This window comes from Streptomyces sp. NPDC004721 (assembly GCF_053601495.1).
The window spans coordinates 97,062-122,858 of record NZ_JBSGBZ010000024.1; the positions used below are offsets into that span (position 1 = coordinate 97,062).

At 68.4% G+C, this 25,797-nt stretch carries 14 protein-coding genes and 3 pseudogenes; 4 read left to right on the forward strand and 13 right to left on the reverse strand.

All coding sequences use genetic code 11. From position 1 onward, the window contains the following. Positions 1 to 80: 80 nt before the first annotated feature. The gene (locus ACWEK3_RS22820; protein ID WP_453250465.1) at positions 81 to 2,003 is read left to right on the forward strand and encodes a SpoIIE family protein phosphatase; all 1,923 of its coding nucleotides are present in this window, start codon (positions 81 to 83) and stop codon (positions 2,001 to 2,003) included. Here the strand turns inward: ACWEK3_RS22820 and ACWEK3_RS22825 are convergent. Beyond that, complete coding sequence (locus tag ACWEK3_RS22825; protein WP_453250466.1) at positions 1,900 to 3,096, reverse strand: PP2C family protein-serine/threonine phosphatase; 1,197 nt, start codon at positions 3,094 to 3,096, stop codon at positions 1,900 to 1,902. The two genes, ACWEK3_RS22820 and ACWEK3_RS22825, sit on opposite strands and share 104 nt — an antisense overlap. A gap of 696 nt (positions 3,097 to 3,792) precedes the next feature. Between ACWEK3_RS22825 and ACWEK3_RS22830 the strand changes: the two genes are divergently transcribed. Continuing rightward, a complete protein-coding gene (locus ACWEK3_RS22830; protein WP_453250467.1) occupies positions 3,793 to 5,913 on the forward strand; it encodes a SpoIIE family protein phosphatase in 2,121 nt (706 codons plus the stop codon). A 51-nt stretch (positions 5,914 to 5,964) separates the two neighbouring features. Here the strand turns inward: ACWEK3_RS22830 and ACWEK3_RS22835 are convergent, their stop codons facing one another. Together ACWEK3_RS22835 and ACWEK3_RS22840 are read right to left on the reverse strand one after the other, a co-directional pair. Then, positions 5,965 to 6,390: a GH36 C-terminal domain-containing protein gene (locus tag ACWEK3_RS22835; RefSeq protein ID WP_453250468.1), complete on the reverse strand. Its 426-nt coding sequence runs from the start codon at positions 6,388 to 6,390 to the stop codon at positions 5,965 to 5,967. A 4-nt stretch (positions 6,391 to 6,394) separates the two neighbouring features. After that, positions 6,395 to 6,813: pseudogene (locus ACWEK3_RS22840) on the reverse strand (alpha-galactosidase); the annotation flags it as partial. Positions 6,814 to 6,972: 159 nt separating this feature from the next. On the opposite strand from ACWEK3_RS22840, the gene ACWEK3_RS22845 reads away from it, so the two are divergent. Continuing rightward, complete coding sequence (locus tag ACWEK3_RS22845; RefSeq protein WP_453250469.1) at positions 6,973 to 9,027, forward strand: SpoIIE family protein phosphatase; 2,055 nt, start codon at positions 6,973 to 6,975, stop codon at positions 9,025 to 9,027. 37 nt (positions 9,028 to 9,064) lie between these two features. Here ACWEK3_RS22845 and ACWEK3_RS22850 read toward each other — a convergent pair whose 3' ends face one another. From ACWEK3_RS22850 to ACWEK3_RS22860, 3 genes are all read right to left on the reverse strand, one after another. Beyond that, the gene (locus ACWEK3_RS22850; RefSeq protein ID WP_453250470.1) at positions 9,065 to 10,270 is read right to left on the reverse strand and encodes an ROK family protein; all 1,206 of its coding nucleotides are present in this window, start codon (positions 10,268 to 10,270) and stop codon (positions 9,065 to 9,067) included. Between the two features lie 201 nt (positions 10,271 to 10,471). After that, positions 10,472 to 11,779 carry a sugar phosphate isomerase/epimerase family protein gene (locus ACWEK3_RS22855; protein ID WP_384435812.1) on the reverse strand — a complete coding sequence of 436 codons (1,308 nt, stop codon included), beginning with the start codon at positions 11,777 to 11,779 and terminating at the stop codon, positions 10,472 to 10,474. An 83-nt stretch (positions 11,780 to 11,862) separates the two neighbouring features. Then, positions 11,863 to 15,393: a ThuA domain-containing protein gene (locus ACWEK3_RS22860; protein WP_450544232.1), complete on the reverse strand. Its 3,531-nt coding sequence runs from the start codon at positions 15,391 to 15,393 to the stop codon at positions 11,863 to 11,865. 363 nt (positions 15,394 to 15,756) lie between these two features. Here ACWEK3_RS22860 and ACWEK3_RS22865 point away from each other — a divergent pair. After that, positions 15,757 to 16,167, forward strand: a pseudogene (locus ACWEK3_RS22865) (helix-turn-helix domain-containing protein); the annotation flags it as partial. 32 nt (positions 16,168 to 16,199) lie between these two features. On the opposite strand, the gene ACWEK3_RS22870 reads toward ACWEK3_RS22865, so the two are convergent. From ACWEK3_RS22870 to ACWEK3_RS22900, 7 genes and pseudogenes are all read right to left on the reverse strand, one after another. Beyond that, the gene (locus ACWEK3_RS22870) at positions 16,200 to 17,228 is read right to left on the reverse strand and encodes a GNAT family N-acetyltransferase (RefSeq protein WP_453250471.1); all 1,029 of its coding nucleotides are present in this window, start codon (positions 17,226 to 17,228) and stop codon (positions 16,200 to 16,202) included. Between the two features lie 318 nt (positions 17,229 to 17,546). Further along, positions 17,547 to 17,795 (reverse strand): carbohydrate-binding protein, encoded by a 249-nt coding sequence (locus ACWEK3_RS22875; RefSeq protein WP_453250472.1) that lies wholly within the window; start codon positions 17,793 to 17,795, stop codon positions 17,547 to 17,549. Continuing rightward, complete coding sequence (locus ACWEK3_RS22880; protein ID WP_453250473.1) at positions 17,743 to 21,612, reverse strand: LamG-like jellyroll fold domain-containing protein; 3,870 nt, start codon at positions 21,610 to 21,612, stop codon at positions 17,743 to 17,745. Before ACWEK3_RS22880 ends, ACWEK3_RS22875 begins: the two co-directional genes overlap by 53 nt. Before the next feature lie 478 nt (positions 21,613 to 22,090). Then, on the reverse strand, positions 22,091 to 22,969 hold the full coding sequence (locus ACWEK3_RS22885) for a phospholipase domain-containing protein (RefSeq protein ID WP_453250482.1): 879 nt from the start codon (positions 22,967 to 22,969) through the stop codon (positions 22,091 to 22,093). Then, positions 22,946 to 24,228: pseudogene (locus ACWEK3_RS22890) on the reverse strand (phospholipase C); the annotation flags it as partial. The pseudogene ACWEK3_RS22890 and the gene ACWEK3_RS22885, both read right to left, overlap by 24 nt. Positions 24,229 to 24,395: 167 nt before the next feature. Then, positions 24,396 to 25,313 (reverse strand): GntR family transcriptional regulator, encoded by a 918-nt coding sequence (locus ACWEK3_RS22895; protein WP_453250474.1) that lies wholly within the window; start codon positions 25,311 to 25,313, stop codon positions 24,396 to 24,398. 34 nt (positions 25,314 to 25,347) lie between these two features. Then, positions 25,348 to 25,761 carry an organic hydroperoxide resistance protein gene (locus ACWEK3_RS22900; RefSeq protein ID WP_450544075.1) on the reverse strand — a complete coding sequence of 138 codons (414 nt, stop codon included), beginning with the start codon at positions 25,759 to 25,761 and terminating at the stop codon, positions 25,348 to 25,350. Positions 25,762 to 25,797 lie beyond the last annotated feature (36 nt).

The window sequence follows — 25,797 nt, forward strand, 5'->3', positions numbered from 1 at the left end:
GCTACATTCACCATGTGTGTCGGACCGGCCGGGAGTCGCCAATGGGCTCATCCCTTGATCCGCGTGAATCCGTGTCGCGGATGCGCGTACCCGCAAACGAACTCGCTGCCTCGACGGCGCGCAAGTTCCTGCGCGCCGCGCTCGTCGAACGGTCCGCTCTGCAGTTCCCGGGAGCGCCGGCGATCAGCGAGCGGCTCCTCGACGACGCAGCACTCCTCGTCAGCGAACTGGTCACCAGCGTCGCCACACAGGCCGCGTTCGAAATCGAAGTGGTCTGCCGCCTCGACGTCGGTCGAGGCTCGCCGGCCGATGCCATGCAGGGTGAGGCCGCACGGCTGGGGGTCGTGGTCGAAGTGCTGGACCACAGCCCATCCGGCACCCTCCGTGACGAAAACGGCATACACAGCGACGTACGCGGCTACGGTCGGCAACTGATGCGCGCGCTGGCCCAGTCGTGGGGTGTGACCTACCGGCATACCGAGAAGGCCGACTGGTTCCGCGTGGAGTGCGCCATGGAGACCCCGCTCGATACCGGACCGCAGGGCCTCACCGAATCCATTCCCCGCGAGCCGGCGACCCCCGAGCCCGATACGGCCGCGCCGCCGCGCGACGGCCGGGGCCGCAGCGTGGAGTGGGCCGAGCGTGAAGGACGGTCGTTCCTCGCCGAGGCCGGCGAGCTGCTCGTCGGACAGCTGGACGAGGACATGGTCGCAGCGCTCGCCGGACAGCTCCTGGTCCCCAGGCTCGCCGACTGGTGCGGCGTATGGCTGACCACCGACAGCACCGAGTTGCGGCTTTCCCATGTCTGGCACATGGACGAGCGGCGGATCCGCACACTCCGCCTGGCGCTGGAGAGAAACCGTCCGCCTGCCGGGCCGGGGATGACCAGTGCCCCGTGGCCCTGGCCCGCGCTTGGAGGAGCCGAGCAGGGCGGCTCCGCGCTGGCGTTCCCGCTCATCGCGGGCGGGCAGTACCACGGCACGCTCCTGATCGGCCGAGCAGGACTCCCCCACATGACCGACGCCGTCGTACGGCTCGCGGAGGATGTGGCCCGGCGGGTGGCCCAGGCGGTGGTCACCGTCCGCCGCTACACCCGGCAGGCGAGCATCAGCCGCACACTCCAGCGCGGCCAGCTCCCCACGTCCCTCGCCACCATTCCGGGCGTCGACACGGCGATCGTCTACGAGCCCTGCGGTGAGGGCCAGACCGTCGGCGGAGACTTCTACGACCTGTTCCCGATGGGAGACCACCGCTGGTGCTTCCTGCTCGGCGACGTGTGCGGCCACGACCTGGAGGCCATGTCCGTCACCGGCCTGGCCCGGCACCTCGTACGGCTGCTGGCACGGGAGGGCCACGGCGTCGAGTCCCTGCTCAACCGGCTGAACCTCGCGATGGCGGAGGAGGCCGCCGAGGCCATGGCATTCCGTGGCGAGCACGAAAACTCCCGCTTCCTGAGCCTGCTGTACGGGGAGTTGGAGCCGGATGTGGTCGCCGGCGGCGCGCGATGCACGATAGCCAGCGCGGGCCATCCGCTCCCGTTGCGGCTGTCGACCAACGGCTCGGTGACTCCCGCCGCAGCCCCGCAGATGCTCCTCGGAATCGACAAGCTTGAGGAGTTTCACGCCAACACCTTCACCCTCGCGCCGGGTGAGACACTGCTGTGCGTGACCGATGGCGTCACCGAACGCCGCAGAGGCACACGGCAGTTGGACGACGACGACGGCCTGACGGAGGTACTGCGCGGATGCGTCGGACTGGGCGCGAAGGCCGTGGCGGAGCGGGTCCGGCGGGCCGTGCACGACTTCAGCACCGAGCCGATGGACGACGACCTGGCCGTGCTGGTGCTGGAGGCCATTCCAGTACCCGAGAGGCGCGGCATCACAGCCGACCTGCAGGGGGTCAGTCGGCCGCCGGAGGGCGACTCGGTTCGGTGGTTCGGAGAGGCAGCGGACCACGATGGGACTGGATGGCGTATCCCAGTTCGTGGCCAGGACGGGGAATGAGGGTACGGCGGATGGCGATGAGGGCGACATCGTCGCCGAGGCGCCCGCCGGTGTGGGCGATCAGGTCACGACGGATCTGGTGCAGCAGGTCGTCTGGATCGTGGTCGGCCCACTGGGCGGCGCGTTCCGCGAAAGGGTAGAAGGCGCCGTGCTGGTCGCGGGCCTCGATGACACCGTCGGTGTACAGAAGCAGGGTGTCGCCCGGGCCGAAGGGCAGGACGCCCAGGGTGTGGTCGTCGGGGTCCGTCAAGCCGATACCAAGCGGCGGTGCGGGGTCGAGGCCGGGCACGGTCACCCTGCTGTCCGGGCCGAGGAGCAGGGGTGCCGGGTGGCCGCAGTTGGTGATCCGGACCACGGGCTCGTCGTCGGGGATCTCCAGCAGAAGAGCGGTGACGAAGCGCTCGCCCGCCTCGTCCTGCGGCTCGAAGTCGATGAGGTAGCGGGCGATGCTGCGTTCCAGGGCGGCAGCGAGCTGGGGTAGGGAGGCGTGTTGGTGGGCGACCTCGCGGAAGGCGCCGAGCAGGAGGGCGGCCTCACCGACGGCGGGCAGGCCCTTGCCGCGCACGTCACCGATCATCACGCGGGCCCCGCTGTCGGTGCGGGCGGCGGCATAGAGGTCGCCGCCGATCTCGGCCTCCTCCTCAGCGGCCAGGTAGAGGCAGGCAAGCTGCAGCGGTCCCAGCCGGGTGGGAAGCGGCCACAGCAGGACGTGCTGGGCGGCCTCCGCCACCGTCCTCACCTGGGCCAGCTGACGCCTGTGCCGGTCACGCACCACACAGAAGGCGACCACCACCGTCGACAGCACCGCCAGAGCGGCCATCTCAACCAGTACGTTCCGAGACAACAGCAGGCCATCACGCCAGCCGGCAAAGCCCTGGGCCATAACAACCAGGGCCCCGATCCCGCTGGTCACCCAGGGGCCCGCGAACCACGCGGTTAGCGCGGGCGCGATCACCAGCAGGGGGCCGAGGACAATGTCGGCCGGGGTCACGATGTCCAGGACAGTGATCAGCACGATGAGCGCAACCGGTATCAGCAGCAACAGGTGGCTCGACCACGGCTGCCCCAGGCCCGCGACACGTTGATTCCTCACGCGCATGACTTCCACAGTGTGCAACTTCTTGGCCCGGTGTGCGAAGGCACTCCAGCAGCGAAGTCAGGGGACCACGCTCCGGCCACAGACGTGAACTGTCACCGAACCGGCGATTGCCGCAGGCGGTGCGTGTACGGCTACGGACAGGATGTCACCGATGATCTTGAGCGAGGGTCAGCGGCCCAGGCCCGTCATTAGACCTCATGTTCGATTTGCGACCACCTCCTGACGGACCACTTCACCCTCCTGGTCTGTCCAAGACTGTCCGAAGGCTACCGCCGCACGTCCGAGCCGGGACGAGGCGGCGACCGCCGACGGTAGCCCCCGGAGTGGGCTTCAAGCCGGCGCCGCGGCCGCGGTTGGGCGGTGAGCGTGACTTTGGATGCCTATGCCTGTTCGGAAGGCTATGGTGCCTGTATGGGTCACGCGCGATGCGGCTGGTGCGGTGTTGCGTTGCCGCAGCCGGTGGGCAGAACGACCACAGCGTCGACGGGTGCAGATCCGGTGCCACAGGTACGGGCTGCGGTCCATCAGGTGCTCGCATTACACCGGCGAGTGCAGCCTTTCGCGGAAGTGACGCCGGCGCCGGGGACCGGGCGAAGGCGCACCGAGGTGGTCCCCGCTACCAAGGCCGAGGCGTCCCGGGCCCACCGCATGCGAGGCCTCGCTCCAGTTCCAGAAGGTCGGTGAAAAGGCGTGCAGTCTACCGCCCCTGGCCCCGCCTCGGGTTGGGAAGACCTGGCCACTCTCGTCCGCCGCCTGATGCAGGACGCTGGTGCTTCGGGCGGCATGCTGTTCCTCCTGCCGCCGCGGGAGTCTGCGTTGCAGTTGTCGATGGTGTATGGGACTTCCTGGCACATCGTCGCCCCGTGGGCCCGGATCAGGGTGGAGGAGGCAGTCCCGGTGGCTGAAGCGACACGGGAGAGGCGCCTGGTCTGGGTCGGCAGCCCAGAGGAGCTGGCCTTGCACTACCCAAGGCTCGCTCTCGTGGTGCCGGACCACGCCGTGGCAGCCGCCCCGATCATCGCCAGTGGTGCCGTGCGGGGTACGGTCTGCCTGCTGTGGCCCTCCTGGCATCCCACGAGTCTGGACCCAGGTGAGCGTGAGGCAATCGACACCTTCTGCCACCAGGCGGGCCTGGTGCTCAAGCGCGCTGTGGCAGGCGGTCACCCGCTCTTACCCGAGGGCCGTCCGCGGGTGCTGGAACCGGTGCGTTCTCACACTCTGTGCCGAGACGAAGCCCTGGCCGCCTATGACTTCGCCGCCCGCCTGCCGGGGGCGCTGTCACTGGATCTGGAAGGCCGGATCACTTTTCTCAACGATGCGGCGGCCGACCTGCTCGGGGCTCGCGCCGCCGACTTGCTGGGCGCCCGCCCGTGGGAGCGCCTGCAGTGGCTCGGCGACCCCACCTTCGAGGACCGATTCCGTGCCGCGGTCATCAGCCGCCGGCCCGCTCACTTCACTGCTGTGCGCCCACTGGATCTGCGGCTTTCCTTCCAGCTCTACCCCGACGCCTCCGGTGTCAGCATCCACATCGTTCCACTCCCGCACGCACCGCCCGCCGAGCCTGAGCGACCCAACCCGCCTCCTGCGGAGCCGACCGGGGCCACGACGCTCTACCACCTGATGCACCTGGCGGCGAGCCTCACCGAGATGGTGCGGATGGACGACGTGGCCGACAGGGTCGCCGACCAACTCGTGCCTGCCTTCGGGGTTTCGGGCCTGGCCCTGATGACGGCGGACGACGGACGGCTGCGGGTCGTCGGTCACCGCGGGTACCCTCCGGCCTTCATGGCCCGCTTCGACGGCGAGTCCCTGAGCTCCAGTGCCCCACCCGCACGGGCGCTGACCATGCAGAGACCCCTCTTCTTCGCCAGCTTCGACGAGTTCGAGCACGCCTACCCGAACGTTGTCCGCTATGGCGGCAGGAACGCATGGGCCTTCCTGCCGCTGGTCATCCGCGGCCGTCCCGTCGGGCTCCTGGTGCTGTCCTACAACGAGGCCCGCCGCTTCCCGCCGACCGAGCGGAACCTCCTCATCTCGGTGGCCGGTCTGATCGCCCAGGCCTTGGACAGGGCCCGCCTGTACGACGCCAAGCACAATCTTGCCCGCACCCTGCAGAACGGCCTGCTGCCGCGAAGACTGCCCGCCATCCCCGGCCTGCACGTCGCCGCCCGCTACTTGCCCGCAGGCCGCGGCATGGACATCGGCGGCGACTTCTACGACCTCATCCACTGCGACGCCACCAGCGCCGCCGCGGCCATCGGCGACGTCCAAGGACACAACGTGCAGGCCGCCGCCCTCATGGGCCAACTCCGCACCGCTGTACACGCCCACGCCGCCGCCGGCGCTCCTCCCAGCGAACTCCTGGCCCGCACCAACCGACTGATGTGCGACCTCAACCCGGGACTGTTCGCCAGCTGCCTCTACGTCCACCTCGACTTGGCCCGGCACCGCGCCCGCCTGGCCACCGCCGGACATCCCCCACCCCTGCTACGCCGCCCGGACGGCCGCACCGAGATCCTCCAGGTGCCTCCCGGCCTCCTGCTCGGGATCAACCCGGACGCCGATTACGCCAGCGTGGAGATTCCGCTGCCCCCGGGCACCACCCTCGTCCTGTACACCGACGGCCTCGTCGAAGCCCCCGGCATCGACATCGACCATGCCATCGCCGAACTCGCCCACCAGCTTGCCCAGGCCCGGGACGACGACATGGACACCCTCACCGATGCCCTCCTCCAGTACGCTTCTCACGGCATACCGCGCAGCGATGACATCGCCATGCTCCTGATCCACCGGACAGAGCCGTTTGCTTGACAGACCCCCGCGCGGGACCGGCCGGACCGGATACGGCTTCTTGTCCAGGACTCATGATCCGGATGGGCTGCCGTCGTCCACCACCTCGTCGTCCGCCCTGATCAGGTGCAGGGACGCGCTGGACCAGCCACCGGCCGGCAGCTCGGGTGTGATCCCGTACCCCGTCGGTACGGACGCGTGGTGCACGGCGCCGGTGGCGGCGTTCCGGTAGCAGGCGGCGGGATCCAGCCCGGCGAGCCTGAGGGCAGGGCGCGGCATGCCGTAGCGGGGTACCCGCTGCCACACGAGCACGAAGACCTCCTGGCGGTCCGGGGTGGTGTACTGGACAGCGGTCGGCCCGTCGTCGACGGGACCGCGCAGCCGGTGCTGGATGCCGTGCTGAACGATGTGGCGGACCTTCTTGTACTGCGCCACCAGCTCCGCGCCCTGGGTCGCCGCCGCTGCACGTCTCGATGCGCAGCCCGGGGTGGTCGGCACGCAGCCGGTCGATGACGCTGTAGAGATTGTGCACGTACCGGGTCCACAGCAGGTCCTGCCCGTCCTCCCGGTCGGGCCAGCCGGCCTCGCTGAAGGCTCGGTTCATGTCCCACTTGAGGAAGTCGATCGCGTTGTCCGCGACCAGCCGGGTCAGCCATGTGTACGCCCACTCGGCGACGTCGTCGCGGGCGAAGTTGAGCACCAGTTGGTCGCGCAGTTCGGTGCGGGTGCGGCGCGGGAAGTGCAAACCCACTCCGGGTGCGCCCGGTAGAGGCCGCTGTCCGGGGTGACCATCTCGGGCTCCACCCACAGGCCGAAGCGCATGCCGAGCCGGTGGATCTCCTCGATGAGGGGACCCAGCCCCTGCGGGAACCGCTCGGCGGCCGGCGCCCAGTCGCCGAGTCCTGTCTCGCAGGACGGCAGGTTGGGCGCCTGTTACGTTGTGAGAAGTGACCGATCCGACGGTAGCGCGGCCTGTCGTGTGTGTTTCGAACGCGCCCTTCCGGTGGTTCTGCCGGGATATCCGTGCAGCTTGGCCTGGGCGATACCCGGAGCATCTCCGGACTGTCCACGGGAGATGGCATGGCAGCTACCCATCGACTGGACGAACGTCTTTTCACGCTGCTCGTCGGCTACATCGCGTTGTTCTCCGCCCTCGTGCTCGAGATGTCGGGCGGTGGCCGCCTCAGGTGGGCCCTTTATGCGGTGTTCGCTCCCCTGGTGGCAGCCGCGTTGCTGCCGTTCAAGCTCACCCTGGCGATCGGGGTGCTCTCCGCCGTGGCGGCCGGCATCGTCTACGGCCTCGCACTGCCCCACGTTCTTCCAGGCGGTCGCGTCGTGGTCATCGTGGGTACGGTGCTGGCGTGCGTTTTGAGCGTCGCCGTCTGCCGAATCCGGCTGCGACTCATGATCTCCCGGCGTCGGCTGGCTTTGCTGAGCGAGGCGAGCAAGTGCTTCGGCAACACCCTGGACGTGACGCAGACAGCCCGGGGAATCACGGAGGTCGCCGTCCCCCGGTTCGCCGACTTCGTCAGTGTGGGTGTGTTCGACGGCGTGCTGAGGGGCAAGGAGCCCCCGACCGGACCATTCGCGGAACCCGTCGCGCTGCGCCTCATCGCGCAGCAGCCCGTATGCCCAGGACGCAACGGGAGCAGTGCGGGGGAACACCTGCAGGTGTCGCTCCCCGCCCGTTACCTGAACGCGTGCCCGCCTGTGCAGGCCTGCTCCGTGGATGACGTCGACGTGAGGCACTGGATCGCCCAGGATGGAAGTCTCGCCACCCCGACGGACGACGGCGGCGGGTACGCGGCGATCACGGTCCCGCTGTGCGCCCGGGGCAGCGTCCTCGGGGCGGTGATGCTCCTGCGGCAAGGGCGCCGCTACTCGTTCGACGCTGACGATCTCTTCCTGGCCGCGGAGTTGGGGGCACGGGCGGCCGAGTGCCTCGACAACGCCCGCCTCTATACCCGTGAACGCGAAACGTCCCTGATCCTGCAGCACAGCCTTCTGCCCAGACACCTGCCCGAACTCGCGGCGGTGGAAGTGGCGAGCCGTTACGTGCCGGCGAACCACGGAGCCGGGGTGGGTGGTGACTGGTTCGACGTGATACCGCTGTCCGGCGCTCGGGTCGCGCTGGTCGTCGGTGACGTGGTCGGGCACGGGCTGCACGCCTCGGCCACCATGACCCGGCTGCGGGCGGCCGTGCGCACGCTTGCCGACATCGACCTGCAACCGGACGAACTCCTCACCCACCTCGACGATGTCGTCCTGCGGCTCAGCACCGAGAACGCACCCACGCGCGACGCCGAGGATTCCTTCGACGCCGCCGACTCGGCGGGCGAGGTCGGAGCAACCTGCCTGTACACAATCTACGATCCCGTCACAAGCCGCTGCGTGCTCGCCAGCGCAGGCCACCCGTCACCCGTCATGGTGGCACCGGATGGGAGCACCCGGGTCATCGACGTCCCCCCGGGCCCTCTCCTCGGCCTGGGGAATCTGCCCTTCGAGGCGGTGGACGTGCACGTACCACAGGGCAGCCTGCTGGCCCTTTACACCAACGGCCTCCTGCGTGAGCACCATAGCGCCCCCGACAGCGGACTGCGGGAACTCCTTCACGCACTGAGCAGGCCGGAGCCCTCGTTGGAGGAGCACTGCCAGGCTGTCCTCGGCGCCCTCCTCGACGGCCGGCCCACCGACGACGTGGCGCTCCTCATGGCACGCACCCGGATCCTGGACGCCGACCACGTCGCTACCTGGGACCTGCCGCCGGACCCCGCCGCCGTGGCCGACGCCCGCGAACACGCATCCCGCCAACTGGCTGCCTGGCACGTGCAGGACGCGCAATTCACCACTGAGCTCGTGGTCAGCGAGCTGGTGACCAACGCCATCCGCTACGCGCAACCTCCGATCCAGCTCCGCCTCATCCTCGAAGCCGACCACCTCACCTGCGAAGTATCGGACAGCAGCACCACCACCCCACACCTGCGGCGGGCACGGACCTTCGACGAAGGCGGCCGCGGCCTGTTCATCGTCGCTCAGCTGGCCCGCCGCTGGGGAACGCGACACCGCTACGACGGGAAAACCATCTGGGCGGAACTGGCCACGGGAGACGGCGGCCCCGACCTCTGGACGAGCTAGTGCTGCGACCGGAAAGGTTCACCGGCACCAGCCAAGGTCACGCAGACGCCTGCTTGAAGGCAAGGTCGCTGGCCAGCACCGCGGCGCCGGTCACACCGGCTCGCGGCCCCAGGTCGGACAGCACAACGGGCAGGTTCCTGGTCGCAAGCGGCAGCGACCGGTGGTACACAACGCTGCGGATCTCGGCGAGCAGGATGTTGCCGAGCTGGGCGAGCCCGCCACCGATCACGATCATCGAGGGGTTGGCGAAGCTGACCAAGCCGGCGAGCACGCCGCCGACGTGGCGCCCGCCGTCGCGGATGAGCCGGATGCACGTCACGTCGCCCTCGGACGCGCCCTCGGCCACATCCTTCGCGCCGACCGCGCCGGAGGCGGCAAGCCGCTCAGCCAGTGCCGGGGACCCATTCGAGCGCGCCGCCGCGGTCGCCTCACGGGCGAGTACGGCGCCGCTGAACAGCGCCTCGAGGCAGCCGACGTTGCCGCAGGAACAGACCGGCCCATGCGCGTCGACCTGGATGTGCCCGATGTCGCCGGCGCAGCCGTCAGTCCCGCGGTAGACGTGCCCGTCCTGATAGATGCCGCACCCGACCCCGGTTCCGATCTTGATGAACAGGAAGTCGTTGACCGAGTGCGCAGCGCCGCCATGCCGCTCGCCTATCGCCATGATGTTCACGTCGTTGTCGACGATCGCGGGACAGTTGTACTCACGGGTGAGGTACTCCCGCACTGGGAACCGATCCCAGCCCGGCATGATCGGCGGCGACACCGGCATACCGTCGCGGAAGCTCACCGGGCCAGGCACCCCGATGCCGACCGCGGTCAGCCGCTCGTACGCCCCCTCCGCGCGGGCTTTTGCGAGCAACTCGTCGACGCGGTGGAGGATCGCTTTCGGCCCCGACCGGAGGTCGGCGGACTCCTGGTACGTCGCGATCTGCTCCAGACGACCATTGGTCACCTCGACGTCGATCGAGGTGGCGTCCAGGTCGATGGCGGCGAAGCGCAGATCCGGGTTCAGCTCGACGAGCGTCGACCGGCGGCCGCCTCGGGACGTGGCGGGCCCGGCCTCGACGGCGTAGCCTGCCGCGATCAGACGCTCCAGCTCGGCGAGCAGCCGCCGCCGGGGTACCTCAAGGCGGTCGGCCAGCTCAGCACGCGACAACGCGCCTTCATCGCGCAGCAGCCGCAGCAGCTCAACATGCAGCGGTTCTGGGCTTCGCACCGGGTTCACCTCTGACGCGTTCATATCAGCGCAACATGCTGCGCTCAACCACAATAGTGACTTTTGCCAGGAGTGTTCTATATCGTCGGGCCTTACCTCTAGAACTTTTGTTCTTCTACGTAAAAGTCTCAGACAGGATTCGCCGGCACGCACCCCGCTCGCGCCGCGGTCGCCACCGTGTCGCGTGGCCACCGCGGCGCAAGCAGGACGGGGAGCTGCCAGGCGTCAGCCGCGGAGTGCCGCCATGTTGGTCGCACTGATCCTGGCGAACCGCAGGGACTGGCCCGGATCCGAGCTGCCGCCCGGGGCGTTGTCCTGCTCGTAGTTCGAGTTGTAGTGACCCTTGGCGCCGATGGACTTGTAGAAGGTCTTGTAGTCGATGTCGCTGCGGGGGTCGCCGAACGGGATGAAGTTGTAGCCGTTGCCGACACCGGGTGCCTCGCCGGTGGCGTCGCCGTCCTTGGCGTGGAACAGCTGGTACCGCTGTCGCTGCTTCGCGACCTGGGCGGCCGGGTCGAAGATGTCCTCGACGCGGTTGCCCTCCCAGTCGTAGCGCCACCGCCACTGGTGCTGGGCGACGTGCGCCCAGTACACGTCCAGCTCGATGACGCACAGGGCCGGGTCGGTGACGTCGAGATAGTGCTGCATGAGGCGCTTACCCGACTCTCCCCGCACCTGCGTGGGCGGAATCGGCCTACCTGTCACGCGGTCCTCGGTCACGGTGACCATGGGACCGTCCTGCAGGAAGTTGTACGCCGGCGAGTGGTTGTGGGTGTACATGTGGATGCCCGACTGCAGGCTGATCGTGTTCAGCGCCTCCCATTTCTCGCCGGCGACGGTCCACGGCTCGATGTTGCGGTTGCCCGCGTTCGTCGGGTCGTTGCCGGTGCCCATGTACGGCATCCCCAGGATTGCCGCGAATTCGAGCTCGGTCTGCAGCCGCTCGTAGTCCTGTGTGGACATTGCGCCGCCGGGGCTGTTCGGGCCGTTCCACGTGTTCGGTACGAACCCGTGGTTGCCGATCGCCTCCAGACCGTACGCGTCGAGGAAGCCGCGCAGCGTACGGGCGTATGCCAGGTACGCCGCTCGCGACTGCGGTGTGGTGACGCCGCCGGGGGCCGGGTTGGGCACGTCGCCGCCGGGGTTCGCGGCGTTCTGGCCGTAGCCGGCGAACTCGATCTGCTTGAAGCCGCAGTTCGCCAGGAACTCGAACAGCTCCAGCCAGCCGCCGGGCAGCGGCACGAGCGGGCCGAGGTCGGTGGGGTCCTGCGGGAAGTTCGGGCCACCCAGGCGACCCATGGTGGGTGAGACGCCGCGCGCCGCGCTCGCCGCGATGCCGACCCGCGTGGGCACGTCGCGCTGGCTGTAGGTGATCGTGCCCAGCTTGCCGCCAGGGATGAGCCGCCCGTTGGCCGCGCTCGCCTGGGCCGGCGTGAACACGGATGCGGGGCCGAGTGGGCTGAACGTCGCGGCCACCGCCGCGCCCGTGCCGACCATGAACCGGCGCCGGTTGAACTTGCTGTTGAAGGCCATTGTGGTCCCTCTTTCGAAGTGGCTGAACCAAACCAGGGCCGGGGCGCCGTGCCGATCGCACGGCGCCCGGCCGCGGGGTCGTGCTACGGCGCGCTCACCCCTCGTCCGCCGAACTCGACCCAGTTGAGGTTGAACAGGTTGGCGCCGGTCTGGCCGCCCGTGACCGACCGGAACACGAGGTAGACCTTGTGCTTGCCGCCCGGGTTGGTGATCGGGAACGTCTGGCTCTGCCACTTCGCCGTGTCACCGGTCGATGTGAGCTTCGCCGTGGTGAGAATCGGCCCGCCGACCGAGTCGAGGTGGACCTCGACGGCGGCCATCGGGCTACCCGCCGGCACCTGCGTCGACGTGCTCGCCACCCGGAACGTCATCGAGTCGCTGTTCAGCAGGTTGAACGGTCCGTTCAAGGCGATCCAGTCGCCGCTGCCGAGGCTGCCCCGGTGCTGGCTGCCGCCGTCCGGGTCGTTCGTCGTGGCGACGTTGGTACCGGACTCCTCGAGGGCGAACTCGACCTCCTGGCGCTTTTGCCGGATCTCGTTCTGAGCGACCGTCGTCAGCGCCGGAACGCCGCCGGCACCGCCGCGATCGGTGTATGAGGCGCTGATGACACCGAACACGTTGCCCCCGTGGGACACGTCGTCAGGGTCGGTCGGCAGCACACCCGTGCAGCCGTGGACGGTCTGCTCGGCGTGGCCGTGACTGTCGTGGCCGAGGACGAACGTCACCTCGACCCGGCTGCAGTCGATCGTCTTGTCCTCGGGGTCGGTGACCGTCACCGAGAACGGGATGCTCTCGCCGAAGGAGAACAGGCCGCCCTCGACCGGCGTACTGACGGTCACGGTGGGCGCGGTGTTGCCGACCGTGATGGTCGTGTTGGCCGAGGCGGACTTGCCGCTCGAGTCGAACACCGTCAGTCGCGCGGTGTACTGCCCCGGCGTCGTATAGGTGTACTTGGGGTCGGGGTCGATCGAGTCGACGACTCCGTCACCGTTGAAGTCCCACTCGAACCGGATCGAGTCGCCCGGGTCGGGATCCCGCGAACCGTCGCTGGAGAACTGCACGGTCAGCGGTGCGGAGCCGTTCGTCGGCGTCGCCGCGAGCTTCGGGATCGGTGCGCGCTGCCCCTTGACGTAGTCCCACCGGTACATGCCGGCATCGTTGTTGCTGGTGAAGAAGCCGTCGCCGTAGGCGAGCATGTAGAAGTGACCGTTCCCGTCGAACTGCATGTCCATCGGGTTGTCGCACTCGAACGGGTTGTTCGTGTCCGGGACCCGCTTTGCAGAGAGGCCGCCGCAGTCGAGCAAGTTGTTGATCTTGAACACCCGGTTCTTCGAGTCCAGGCGGATCTCTCGCAGGGTGTCCCGGGTGAACTCACCGAAGAAGACCGCGTTGTCGTAGTACGGCGGCAGTTTCGTCGGATCGGAGTTGTCCGGGTCGAAGTGGTACTTGGCCGCGCCGTGCGGGCCGACACCACCGGTGCCGAGCTCGGGGAACAGCCGCGGGCAGGTGGTGGCGCCGGAGCCGTTGTAGTAGGCGAGGCACGGCGTACCGATCGGGTTGTCCGCCCGGTTCTCGGGTGTGAACGAGTACCAGATGTCCGGGTTGGTGATCGGCGGGCCGTATTCGAGGCCGGGCTCGACGGTGGGCCCACCGGAGAGGTTCCACCGGGAGTCGTTCTGCGGCCCGCGGTTGGGGTTGTCGCACTCGAACGGCTGCGGCGGACTGTCCTGCGGCGTGGAGGTGTTGAAGTCCCAGCGGTAGTACGGCAGGTCCGTCCGGTAGCACAGCGGCCAGCCGTAGTTCGCCGGCTTGCGAACGATCTCGACCCGGCCGGTCCCAGCCGGCCCGCGGAAGTTCTGCGGGGTCTGCGAGTCGGGCGAGTAGTCGGTGACGTAGGCGACGTCGTTCTCGTCGACCTGGATCCGGAACGGGTTCCGGAAGCCCATCGCGTAGATCTCCGGACGGGTCTTGTCCTTGCCGACGGGGAAGAGGTTGCCCGAGGGGACCGTGTAGGCGCCGCCGAACTTGTTCTGATCACCGGCGGCGATGGCGCCGTCCTTGACCGTGATGCGCAGGATCTTGCCGCGCAGGTCGTTGGTGTTCTGCGCCGAGCGGCGAGCGTCGACGTGCGGGGCGTTGAACTGTCCGTTCGTGGTCAGCATGTCGTTGAAGGGACTGAAGCCCCCGGAGTTGCCGCCGCCGGCCGGGGTGTCATCGCCGGTGACCATCCACAGGTTGTTGTGCTTGTCGAAGTCGATGTCGCCCGCGACATGGCAGCAGGCGCCGCGGTTGACCGGAACGCGCATGATCTCCTGCTCGGACGCGACGTCGAGGTGTGCCGGCTTGTCCGCGGTGGCATCGACGAACTTGAAGCGGGAGAGCTGGAAGTACCCGACCCAGGGGTCCCATGCCGCCGGTGAGTCCCCGGTGTTCGGCGCGTTCGCCTCCGGAGTCGTCTGCGTGACGATCTCGCCGGTGGACAGCTTCACGTCCTTCACGGTGGGGGGCGCGTAGTAGAGGTAGACCCAGTGGTTGGTCTTGAAGTCGTTGTCGATCCCCGGCCCGTACATGCCGTCCTCGCTGGCCTGGTAGACCGGGATCTGGGCCAGCACGGTGGTCTTGTTCGACTTGGGGTCGTGCAGCCGGACGCTGCCGCGGCGGTCGGTCTGGATGACCCGGCCGTCGGGAAAGACGTCGAAGCCGATCGGCTCGCCCAGGTTCGGCGGCGCCGCGACGGTCGTCTGCTGGTAGTTGGCCAGCACCGTCGCGCCGCAGTCGGAGTACACCGGGTCGGCCTGCCCGGCCGCCCACTTGATCGCGCCACCGAGGTGCGAGCGCAGGTCGGTCTCGCCGAAGCTGGCGGCGGTGTTGCCGAGCGCGGTGTAGAACGAGCGGCCGCCCTGCCAGTCCTTGCACCAGGTGACCGGGTGGTCGTGCCCCATCGTGCCGCCGCTGATGCCGGTGAGCGTCCCACCCCACGACTGCTGCTTGAACGCGTCCTCGACGACGGTGGCGATGACATGGCTCTTGCCGCGCACGTTGGACTTGAAGTTGTACCAGGCGTCGGTGCGGGTCCAGTACTCCGGCAGGTTCTTCGACGCGTCGTGGACGCGGTCGGCGACCTTGATGGTGCCGGGCTGCACGCCGGTCCGGCCGGACGCGCGGGTGCCGAGGGCGTCGGACAGGAAGTCCCAACCGGGCTGGGCCTCGATCGCCGAGCCGATGCCGACGAAGCCGCCGCCCGCACGGTAGTACGCCTCGAAGGCGTCCTGCTGGGCGGTGGTGAGCAAGTCGCCGCTGGTGTTGAGGAAGACGACGGCGCGGTACTGCTTGAGGTGCTCCTCGTCGAACTTGCGGGCGTCGTCGGTCACCTGGACCGCGAACCGGAGTTGATCGCCGAGTTGCCTGATGGCGCCGACACCTGCGGCGGTCGCCGCCGGGTCTCCGCCCGTGGATTTCGTGAAGACCAAGACTCTGTATTGCATGCCGCGGCTGTCCGGCGCGGCCGCGGCCGCCTCCGGGGCGGACGCCGATGCCAGGCCGATGAGCGCGCTGGCCACGAGCGCGAGCAGCACGCCGAACGCGGTGAGGCGGCGGCGGAGGGCTATGCGCATGAAACCTCCTCGGGGGTACGCCCGACCAACGGGCCGTCGCGCGGAGACGGTCCGGCCGGGAAGGGTGTGGTATGCGCCGGTATGTCCAGAGGAAAATGCAAACGGGTGGTCGGTCGCTGCAGTGCGAGTGGGATGGAGTGACGGCAAGTGCGTGGGCTACGCCGAGTTGCGCGTCAGTCGCTCACCGGGATCGCTGGTGAGCGACTGACGCGGTCCAAGTTCTTGCGCGGATCGTATAGGCGCGAATCCGCCAAAGATAGAGTCTGATGCGCGAAAGTTTTTTGCAAAAGACCTGAACTTCTGCTCAAACAAGCCAAAGTCTGCTGGAGATGAGAGGAACGCCGTTGCCCAGCCGACGATCTCGCCGACGAGGACACGGTGAGCGATGTGATCCACCGGTTCAACGAGATCGGCCTGGCCTGTCTGGACCCTCGCTGGGCGGGAGGCCGTCCCCGCCGACTCAGCCCTGACGACGAGGAGTTCGTCATCCAGACGGCCATCACCCGAGCGACCAAGCTCGGCGAGCCCTTCACCCGCTAGTCCCTGCGCAAGCTCGCCGCCTACCTGCGCCGCGTCCACGCTCGCGTCATCCGCATCGGCTGCGAGGCCCTGCGCTGCCTGCTCGCCCGACGCGGCGTCACCTTCCAACGCACCAAGACCTGGAAGGAATCCTCCGACCCCGTCTACGACGCCAAACTCGACCGCGTCGAGGAGGTTCTCCAGCGCTTCCCGGACCGACATCCGCTGGGGCGGACGCCCTGCTGCCGGGGCGGTCTGAAGCCGCCGGTGAGCCTCTGCCCGGCGCGTCAGAAGGGCAGGCCCTGGAGGTCCACGCTGACGGTGGGCTGGGGCAGGTCCGCCAGGTCGTACGTCATGGTGCTCAGCGGGCAGGGTCGGGGGCCGGCAGGCTGTCGGAGGGTGACCGGCACAAACATGTGGCGCCATCCGAGCTGCGTGCAGAGCGGAACCAGCTCCGGGCGGCAGAGCAGCATCACCGTTTCGGCCCCGGCCTCCCGTGCGTGTTCGATCGCGACGCTGATCATGGTCCTGGCGATGCCCCGGCTCCGATGAGCAGGGTGCACCAGCACACTGCCCAGCCCAGCGACGCGACGCGGTGCCCCGTCGAATTCCATCTCCCGCAGCAGCAACCCCGTGGAAGCAACCAGTCGGCTGTCACGGAAAGCCGTGAGCGTGTGTTCCTTGTCCGACCAGACCAGACCGAGCCCGTTGATCCCGAAGGGGTCGGGCCGACCATCGCAGAGTGCGGCCGTGTCCTCCCGGTCGCCGGGGCCGGGCGCGTAGTGCAGTCGGAGGTCTGCATCACCGCCCTGCACCGCAGGCGCTTCCGCGGCCGGGTACACGGTGGGATCGAACCGGTACCGCACACAGTGCAGGCCACTGGACCGGACGGTCCCGGCCTCCTGGGCACCCAGGCGGCGCAGCACCGCGATCGAGGCCATGTTGCCAGGCAGGACGAACGCGAAGATGGCCGGGAACTTGAGCCGACGAAATGCCAGGTCCAGGCAGGCACGGCCTGCCTCCGCCGCGATACCGCGGCCCTGTGCCCGCGGATGGATGGCGAAGCCGAGGTCGACCCCGTACTCGGCTCGATTGCGCAGTCCCACCCGTCCGAGGAAAGCATGGCTTGTCGCGTCCCTGACCGCGAAGTCGCCGTAGCCGTTCCTGGCCCAATGCGCGACGTGATCGTCGCACATGGCCTCGGCTGCGGATTGGCTGTCCGCCCGGCCGGTCGCCAGCCACCGCATCACGCTGTCCTGACTGACCACAGCTTCGAACAGATCGTTGCTGTCCTCGCGGCGGATCGGCTCCACCACCAGCCGCTGGGTGCGCAAAACAGGTCCATGCAACCGAGCCACGCTGCAACTCCCCTCAGTCAACGGGAGGGAAGCCTACGGAGGTGGCGATGTAGCCAGCGGGGCGTCCAGTTGGCGGGCGACGGTTTCGTGGCGTTTGATGCCGCGGGCGCAGTCTTCGTAGAGCTGTCCGACAAGTACGCGCGCATCGTCTACAACTACGCCTCCCACGCTCGGCTTCGCTCGAGCGGGCGGTGTCCTCCCATCACCGCACCGGCCGAAAGTCCAAGTACGTCCAGTACGAGGACTTCCGGCCGGCAAACATGGCCTGCCGCGGTGCTAGCCGATCTTCTTCCAGGGCCCGTTCGGGGTACCCGGGGTTTGGTTGCGGGTGTACCACTGAGCCTGGTAAGTGCTGCCCTGATAGGTGACCCGGTCGCCGGAGTTGTAGATCGTGGTCGGTGTCCAGGCCGCGATTCCGTTCGGTCCGGGGGGCGCCTGCTCCTCCCACGAACCGGTCGGGTCACCGGGGGCCTCATTCCGGGTGCGCCAGTCCGCCTTGAAGGTCTTGCCTTGGTGGACGGCCACGTCGCCCGCGTTGAAGATCCGCGAGGCCGTCCAGATGGCGGTCCCGTCCTCCGTCATGGCGATCTCCTGCCACGGGCCTTGCGGGTCCCCTGGGTTCTGGTTCTGCGTGCTCCAAGAGGCCATGTACATCTTGCCCTGGTATGATCACGACCGTTGCCTGCTTCGTCGCGGTGAACCCGTAGTCGTCGGTCCCGGTCACCGTCACCGGGTAGCTGCCGGGCATGGACGTGTTGACATGGGAGAGATCGACGTCGATCGAGCCAGGGACGTTGAGCCTCCCGCCGAGACCGTCGAGCACCTCCGCTCGGGTCATGCCGGGGCCGGCGAGGGAGACGGAGTCCTTGACCAGCGTGATCTTGACGACTGGCACCACGTGCACGGTCACCGCGACCGGGTCGGAGACGTAGCCGTCCTTCTTCGCGGTGACCAGCACGGTGTAGTAGCCCGCCGTGCCGTAGTCGACGTCACTGGAGTCGACGGTGATGGTCGCGCCGGCGGAGTCGGACGTGACGCCGACGGCGCTGCGCAGGGCCGCGTCGTCGGCCGGTCCGTGGCCGACTTGGTAGACCAGCGCGTCCTTGTCCACGGTGACGGTCGAGGCCGGCGCGGGCGGAAGCGGGGTGCCCAGCGTGAAGGTGGTCACGACCGCGGTGTGGTCGCTGGTCCAGGCGTTGGCGTTGCCATCGGTGTCCGACGGCCAGCCGGCGACGAGGGTGTTGGAGCCGAGCATATGGAGGTCGCTGCCGGCGTAGTCGACGTAGTCGACCCGGTCGTGCGGCTCCGCGGCGCCGGTCGTCGGATTGGTCGTCACGACGGGCGACCATGTGTTCCCGGGATCGGCCGTCGGATCGGGGTGGGCCTTGCGGAAGGAGTCCGTCAGGCCCGTGCCGGTGAGGGCATCGGGCACCGGCCAGTGGACGGCGCCGACGTTGCAGTGCTTGGCAGCGGTGGCCTCGGTCCAGTCGGCGGCCGACGGGGAGGCGAGGTCGCCGAGGAACACCACGGGCGTGGTCTCGGCCGAGTCGACCTCGGGCTTGATCGCGGCGGCGATGGCCTGAGCCTGGGCGTAGCGGGTGCCCGCCTTCTCCGCGGCGACAACGGCCGACGCGTCGGTTCCGGCCTTGGCGCAAGCCTGCTCCGGCCCGTAGGCAGTCTCGTCGAGAGCAGCAGACCACACCCGGACGTTCCGGCCGCCCACGTTGACGGTCACACCGACGGCGGGGGCCGAGTCGGTCGCGGGGACAACCCCGGTCGAAGAGATGGGCCAGGCCGAAACGATGCCGATACCGCCTGCGCCCTCGTAGTCGTACCAACCGAGTGCCTTCGCGAGCTGGTGCGCGCCGGTTCCGCCGTCCTCCTGGACGCCGATGACGTCGAGGCCGTTGTTGGCGATGACGGCGAGGTTCTTCAGCAGCGAGTCGTCCACATGCTTGCCGGCGTCCCAGAGGTTCCAGGTCGCGGCAGCGGCCTGTGGGGCGTCATCGTCGGCGATGACCGGAACCTCGACGGTGATCTGGGAGGTCGTGGTCCCGTCGGTGGCCTGCACGGTGATCGTGCCCGGGTGCTGGGGCGCTGTGCTCGGTGCGGTACCGCTCACGACGCCGTGAGCATCGACGCTGAGCCAGGAATCACCGCTGGTCTTCTTGTAGGAGGTGACGGTGTTGCCGTTCCACAGGCCAGCCACCGACTGCGAGACCGCGGCCTTCACTTGGGCCTGCGGGGCGTGGAAGGTGTCGGTGACGAAGCCCTCGGGCACGGTGGCGACGGGGGTGGTCGGCACGTCGACCGTCGACTCGTCCGGCAGCGCGGCGTCGGCGGGCCTGGTGGCGTTGTAGTCGTTGGCGACCTGGGCCGCCGTGAGCGGCTGGTTGTAGAAGTCGAAGTGGTCGACCAGGGCGTCGACGGAGGCGGTGTAGGTGCCCGTGCCGTCCTGGCCGATCGTGAACGGAAGGCCGGAGTTGAAGTTGGTCGCCGAGGTGATCTGGGAGGCGGAGGAGGTGGTGAACAGCGCACCGTCGACGTAGTAGCTCATCTTCTGCGCGCTACGGTCGACCACCACGGTGAGGTAGTGCCACTTGCCCTTCAACGCGGTCGGGTTCGTCTCCGAGTACTGGCGCGTGCTGCCGGTCGGCTGGCCCCAGCAGGCCCGGGTCGTCGACGTGCCGGAGAGGTGGTGCAGCGAGACACCGGCGTTGGAGCACGAGCCGAAGTTCTGATTGCTCACCAGCGGGGAGTCGGAGGTCTCGCCGTACTCGCCCCACCATGTGGAGAACGAGAAGCTGCCCGAGCCGTCCGTCTGGCCGGCCACCTTCGGCAGTTGGAGGACGTTGGTTCCGGCGCTGACGTGGGCAGCGCGGCCCGAGAGGCCCTTCGCGTAGGCGGGGGTGCCCTTCCATACGGCGTTGTTGCCCTGGCCGGAGCCGTCGCTGACCGCACCGTTCTTGTCGGCGTCGAAGTCGTAGGAGGCCACCGGCGCGACGGTGTCGCCGGCCGCGCGGTAGCGACCCCAGACTGCGTACAGGGTGACCTTTCCGTCGGCGGTCGCGGTCAGGTTGGTGACGTTCCGGCCGTCGGTGTAGGCCGGCTTACCGGTCGGGCTGGTCGCCCAGCCGAGGAAGCCGTAGCCGTCGTGCTTGAAGCCGTTCGCGGTCAGCGCGGCGGACCGGTCATAGGTGAACGGCTGTGTGGCGGTGGCCCCGCCGGTGGCGCCGTTGCCATCGAAGACGACCGTGTACTTGTTGGCCGATGACACCGCCTTGATGACGACGTTCTGCGAGGGCATCGTGAAGGTGCCGTCGTCCGCGATCGTCAGGTCGGCCGGGGAGTCGGCCTGCCAGGTGGAGGAGTAGCCCGTCGCAGGGGTGGCGGTCAGTGTGACCTTCGAGCCGGGAACCACCCAGCCCCCGGTCGAGTCGGAGGATGAGCTCACCTTGACGTGGCTGTCGCCGGTCTCGGTCACCTGAAAGGTGCCTGCCGGCACCCACTGGGCGTAAAGGGTGACGTTGCCGTTGTCAGTGGAGGTGAGGTTCTTGACGGTGTCCTGGTCGGTGTAGGCCAGTGCACCGTTCGGGGTGAGGCTCCAGCCCATGAAGTGCTTGCCCACGTTGGTGAAGTGGTTCGCAGTCAGCGTGGCGGACTGGTCGTAGGCCAGCGTCTGCGCGCTCATCGCCCCGCCGTCCGCCCCGTTGCCGTCATAGGTGACTGTGTAGGTGTTCGGTCTGAACGTGGCTTTGACGGTGACAGGGCTGGCAGGCGCGGTGAACGTGCCGTCGCTGTTGATCTCCAGCGTGGACGGCGTCACCGGGACCCACGAGTCGAACGTGTAGCCGGTGTCGGGCTTTGCGGTCAGCTTGTCGGTCTCGCCCGCGGCCGGCGCGAGCACGGACGCCGTGCCGGTGCCGTGGCCATCGTTGGTGACGGTTACCGGGAAGTGGGTGGCCGGGTTGGTCGCCGCGTAGTCGGCCGCGATCTGATCGGCGCTGATGGCCTGGTTGTAGAAGTTGAAGTCGTCGACGAGTGCGTCGTCGGTGGCGCTGTAGGTGCCGGTTCCGTCCTGGCCGATGCGGATGGGAAGGCCCGAGTTGAAGTTTGCGACGCTGCTGCCGGAGATCGTCGGTGTGGACGAGAAGAGGATGCCGTCGACGTAGTAGTCGTAGGTGTGCTCCGTGCTGTCCACCACCAACGCGAGGTGGTGCCACCCGTTCTGGATCGACGAGGTGCGGGTGGTGGTGTAGGTCTTCGTGCCGTTGATGCCGAAGCACGAGCGCTGCTGGTAGGTGCCGCTGAGGTGGTAGTACGTGAATCGGGGTTGCTGCACGAGGCGAAGTTCTGGTTGGCGATCATCGGAGCGTCACTTGTCTCCGAGTTGTCGTACCACCAGGTTTCGATGGCGAAGCTGCCCGAGCCGTCGGTCTGGCCGGCCACCCTCGGCAACGTCACGAAGTTCTTTCCGGCACTCACATGCAGCGCCTTGCCCGACACCCCGGCCCCGTAGGCAGGCGTGCCACTCCAGGTGCCGTTGTTCTTCCGGTCCGAGCTGTCGACGGCAGTCGTGCCCGAGTCGTTGTCGAAGTTGTACGACACCACCGGCACGACGGAATCACTCGGGTCGAAGGTCGGGTCAGCCGCCGCCGGCTGGGCTTGGCACAAGGCCAGGCCAGGGATCACAAGGACTGCCGAGACACCGGCAGCCATGAGACGGCGCGACGCATGACGGGGTATATGGAGCCAAACGGCCATAAAGTGCTCCGAAAGACGAGGTCGGGAGAGGTCGGGTCGGAGAAAGGGAAGCGGAATCAAGCGGTGATCTGGGCGATGCGCCCGGCGTAGCGGTGGTTCCAGCCGGTGCCCGTGTCGGCGGTCATGACGATGTCGTAGTAGCCGTCGGCGGTAGGCCACGTGACCTTCTTCGACCGGCCCGGCGCGACCCAGTAGTCCTGGGTGCCGCCGACGTGGTCGTTCGCGGTCAGGGTGTAGCGGACCTGCTGGAGGCCGTCGTTGTGCAGCATGATCGTGACGGTCGGCTTGGCGCCGGCGACCAGGTCGACGTCGACGCGCGGTACGCCGGCGTTGTTCTGCCCGGCGGGCAGGACCGTGCCGGCGTGGGAGCGGACGAATCCGTCGGGACCGTAGATCGAGAACGCGTACCGGCCTTGATACCCCGAGGCGTCCCAGGTGTAGGAGCGCGGCGCGGCGGTGGTCACCGTGAACGGCGTGTTGGTGAACGCCTTGTACTTGTCGGGGAACGCCTGCAGGCTGACACCCTTGCCGTCCGGCCCGCCGAAGAGGCTCATCTTCGCGGTCACCTTCCCGGTGCCGCGGTCTTCGGAGAAGGTGCTGTGCGCGTGGAAGGACAGCGGACGCGGGCGCAGCGGCGGGTAGTCGCTCCACTGGTCCTCGGCGGGCACCTGCGTCGCGATCGTGCCGCCGGCTCGGGCGATCGCGACCAGGGCGGCGGTGTCCGGCAGCGACGGGGAGTCAAGGACCGGACGGGAGAAGTCGATTGTGCTGGTCAGGTCGCCACTGATGGTGCGCCGCCACGGTGTGATCATGGTGCTCAGCGCCGGGGTGCCCATCGAGGTGGTCCACACTTCGAGGAAGCGGATGATCGAGGTGTGGTCCATGACCTCGGAGTTGACCCAGCCGCCCCGGCTCCACGGCGAGATCAGAGTCATCGGGACGCGGGCGCCGTAGCCGAGCGGGGTGCCGCCGGAGTACTCGTTGGCTGTTCCCGGCTCCGGGAACGGCGGCAGGACGTGGTCGAAGTAGCCGTCGTTCTCGTCGAAGTTCAGGATGAGCAGGGTGTGGTTCCAGATGTCCGGGTTGCTCTGCAGGGCCTGGATCACGCGGTTCGTGTAGTGAGCGCCGTGCTCCGGGTTGGCGGAGGGGTGCTCGGACCACCTGTACGGCGAGACGATCCAGGAGACCTGCGGCAGCGGGAACTCGGCGTCGGGGGCGCAGGCGGCGATGAAGTCACCCAGGACGCCGTTGAGGTTGGTGTCGCTGTCGTTGTCGGGCAGGCCGTCGGGAGCGTACGGGAAGGAGTTGGCGCGCCACACCAGGCCGGTGCCGGGAGCGGTCTTGGTGGTGTCGGCGAGGTTCGCCGCACTCGGGGTGAAGGTGGCGAAGCCGCGGATCGGGTTGTCCTGGTAATCGCCCCGCCATCCGTCGCCGTTGTTGTTGTCGACGTAGACGCGCCACGAGACACCGGCCGCCTGGAGCGCCTCGGGGTAGGTCTGCCAGGCTCGGTTGCCGGAGGTCTCGCCGCCGTTGCCGGTGACGCCGTTGGACGTGCCGGTCCACAGGTAGAGCCGGTTGGGCGTGGTCGGCCCCATGAGCGAGCAGTGGTAGTTGTCGCACACGGTGTAGTTGCTGGCCAGCGACCACTGCCACGGGATCTCGTCGCCGGTGAGGTAGTTCATGGTCGCGCTGCCCTTGGCCGGCACCCAGTTGTTGTACCGGCCGCCGTTCCATGCCGAGGCGCCCGTGCCGTAGTCGTGGGCGAGGCCGGTCGTCGATTGGGCAACGGTCGTGAGTGTTTCGGCTTGACCGTGCTCGAGCCGCTGGGCTGTGAGAAGACGGTGGTGCCGTTCTGGAACCGCAGTGCCTGCTTGTCGTTGAAGCCGCGGAGCCCGGGCATCGCCCCGTAGTAGTGATCGAAGGAACGGTTCTCCTGCATCAGGATCACCACGTGCTTGAGGTCGGCCATCGTGCCGGTGAAGCCCTCGGGCAGGACGTAGGCTGCCGGCTTCCCGCGTCCGCCGGTGGCAGTCAGACCGAGAGCGCCGCCACCGACGAGCGCGGTCGCGCCGCCGAAAAGGCCCATGGCCTTGAGCATGCCTCGCCGCGAGAGTCCCGATCGCAGGATCGAGTCGGGGACAATCACTTCCTGCTGCGAGTAATCGGACTGAGAAAGCTCGGGGTCGGTGGCCATCGGACGCTCCTGATACGCATGAACTGACTGGTGAATGCAGTTCTGATCGGAAGCGCCGCGGATTAATGCCTAATGAACATGTCACGACGACCAGTGAGTTCGGTGCTCAAACGGTCGGATTCGATCGCCGACTGCGCGCAGTGGGCCGCGTCCGGTGCCTTGTGCGCTCACTCGCGCGGAGACAGCAACGTCCGCGCGACGTCCCCGGCCCGAACGTCGACGGCCATCAAATCAGACACGTAGCGATCGACCGCGACTTCGACCATCTGCCCGTCGCAGGTCGCGGTAGTGCGGCTGACCTGCAACAACGGGCTGGAGCGCCGAAGGTTCAACAGCCGGGCATCCTCACTGGAGGCCGCGACCGCCTCGATCCGGTGGTCTCCGAGGACGGCTCGAACGCCGGCGAAGTCCAGCGCGCCGAAGAGGGAAGGCACGTCGTCGGGAAGCGCGTCGATCACCGGTAGCACCCACGGCGCCCACGTCGACCGTTCGACCATGACTGCACGATCGCCGAGCGTGCGCACCCGGGCGAAACGCAGGATCTCCTCGCCCAGCCCGATGCCGAGCAGACAGGCTTCCCGCGCAGTCGCGCCACCGCGCTCGCGGCGCACAATCCGCCCGCCGAATTCACGCCCGTGCTCCGCGGCCCACTGCGAGAACGAGCGCATCTCCCCCACCGTCTGCGTCTGATGCCCGACTTGGACGAGCCAACCTGAGTTGGGCCGCGAGACCAGCACACCTCGACGGGCCAGGGACGCCAGAGCGGTGCGGACCCGGGCCCGGGTTGTGGCGTACTCCTCCGCAAGGGCCTGCTCGCTGGGCAGCCTCTGCCCGGCGAGGTAGACCCCGTCGGCTATGCGCCGCTCGATGTCCGCCGCGATGGCCCCGTGTTCCTTTCCCGAGACCGAACCGGTGGGCATCATGGAGGCACGTCCCTTGTCGAAAGCGGGATTGACGTTTCGCGTGGGGAAGGTTAGCAGGGCGATTCTGGTCTTTAACCTTTCTTTGAATTCGATGTTTCGTGACGGTCCGTCCGTTTGTCCGGCGGACCGTTTCGGCTGTTCCTGCCATTCCTGGCTGATCACCCGCCGACACGTCCAACGCCTTTTTCAGGACCTCTTACTCGACGACGAGGTCCACCGGGATGTTGCCGCGGGTGGCGTTGGAGTACGGGCAGACCTGGTGGGCCTGCTCGACCAGCTTGCGGCCGGTGGCCTTGTCGATGCTGTCGGGCAGTTCGATGCGGAGGGTGACGGCGAGCGCGAAACCCTCGCCCTGCTTGCCGATGCCGACCTCACCGGTGACCGCGGCATCACTGACATCCACCTTCGCCTGCCGGCCGACCACGCCGAGGGCGCCGGCGAAGCAGGCGGCGTACCCCGCGGCGAACAGTTGCTCGGGGTTGGTGCCCTGCCCGCTGCCGCCCATCTCCACCGGGATCGCCAGCTGCAGGTCGAGCTTGCCGTCGGAGCTGACTGCGCGGCCGTCCCGGCCGTGAGTGGCGGTGGCGACGGCGGTGTAGAGCGTGTCCATGGGGACCAAGTCCTCTCGAAGCGATACGAGTATCGG

Bases quoted from the DNA above. Each gene is read 5' to 3' on its own strand.
- ACWEK3_RS22820 (WP_453250465.1), top strand. From the start codon at position 81: ATGCGCGTACCCGCAAACGAACTCGCTGCCTCGACGGCGCGCAAGTTC.
- ACWEK3_RS22900 (WP_450544075.1), bottom strand. From the start codon at position 25,761: ATGGACACGCTCTACACCGCCGTCGCCACCGCCACTCACGGCCGGGAC.
- ACWEK3_RS22860 (WP_450544232.1), bottom strand. From the start codon at position 15,393: ATGCGCATAGCCCTCCGCCGCCGCCTCACCGCGTTCGGCGTGCTGCTC.
- ACWEK3_RS22855 (WP_384435812.1), bottom strand. From the start codon at position 11,779: ATGGCCTTCAACAGCAAGTTCAACCGGCGCCGGTTCATGGTCGGCACG.
- ACWEK3_RS22850 (WP_453250470.1), bottom strand. From the start codon at position 10,270: ATGAACGCGTCAGAGGTGAACCCGGTGCGAAGCCCAGAACCGCTGCAT.
- ACWEK3_RS22885 (WP_453250482.1), bottom strand. From the start codon at position 22,969: ATGACTCTGATCTCGCCGTGGAGCCGGGGCGGCTGGGTCAACTCCGAG.
- ACWEK3_RS22845 (WP_453250469.1), top strand. From the start codon at position 6,973: ATGGCAGCTACCCATCGACTGGACGAACGTCTTTTCACGCTGCTCGTC.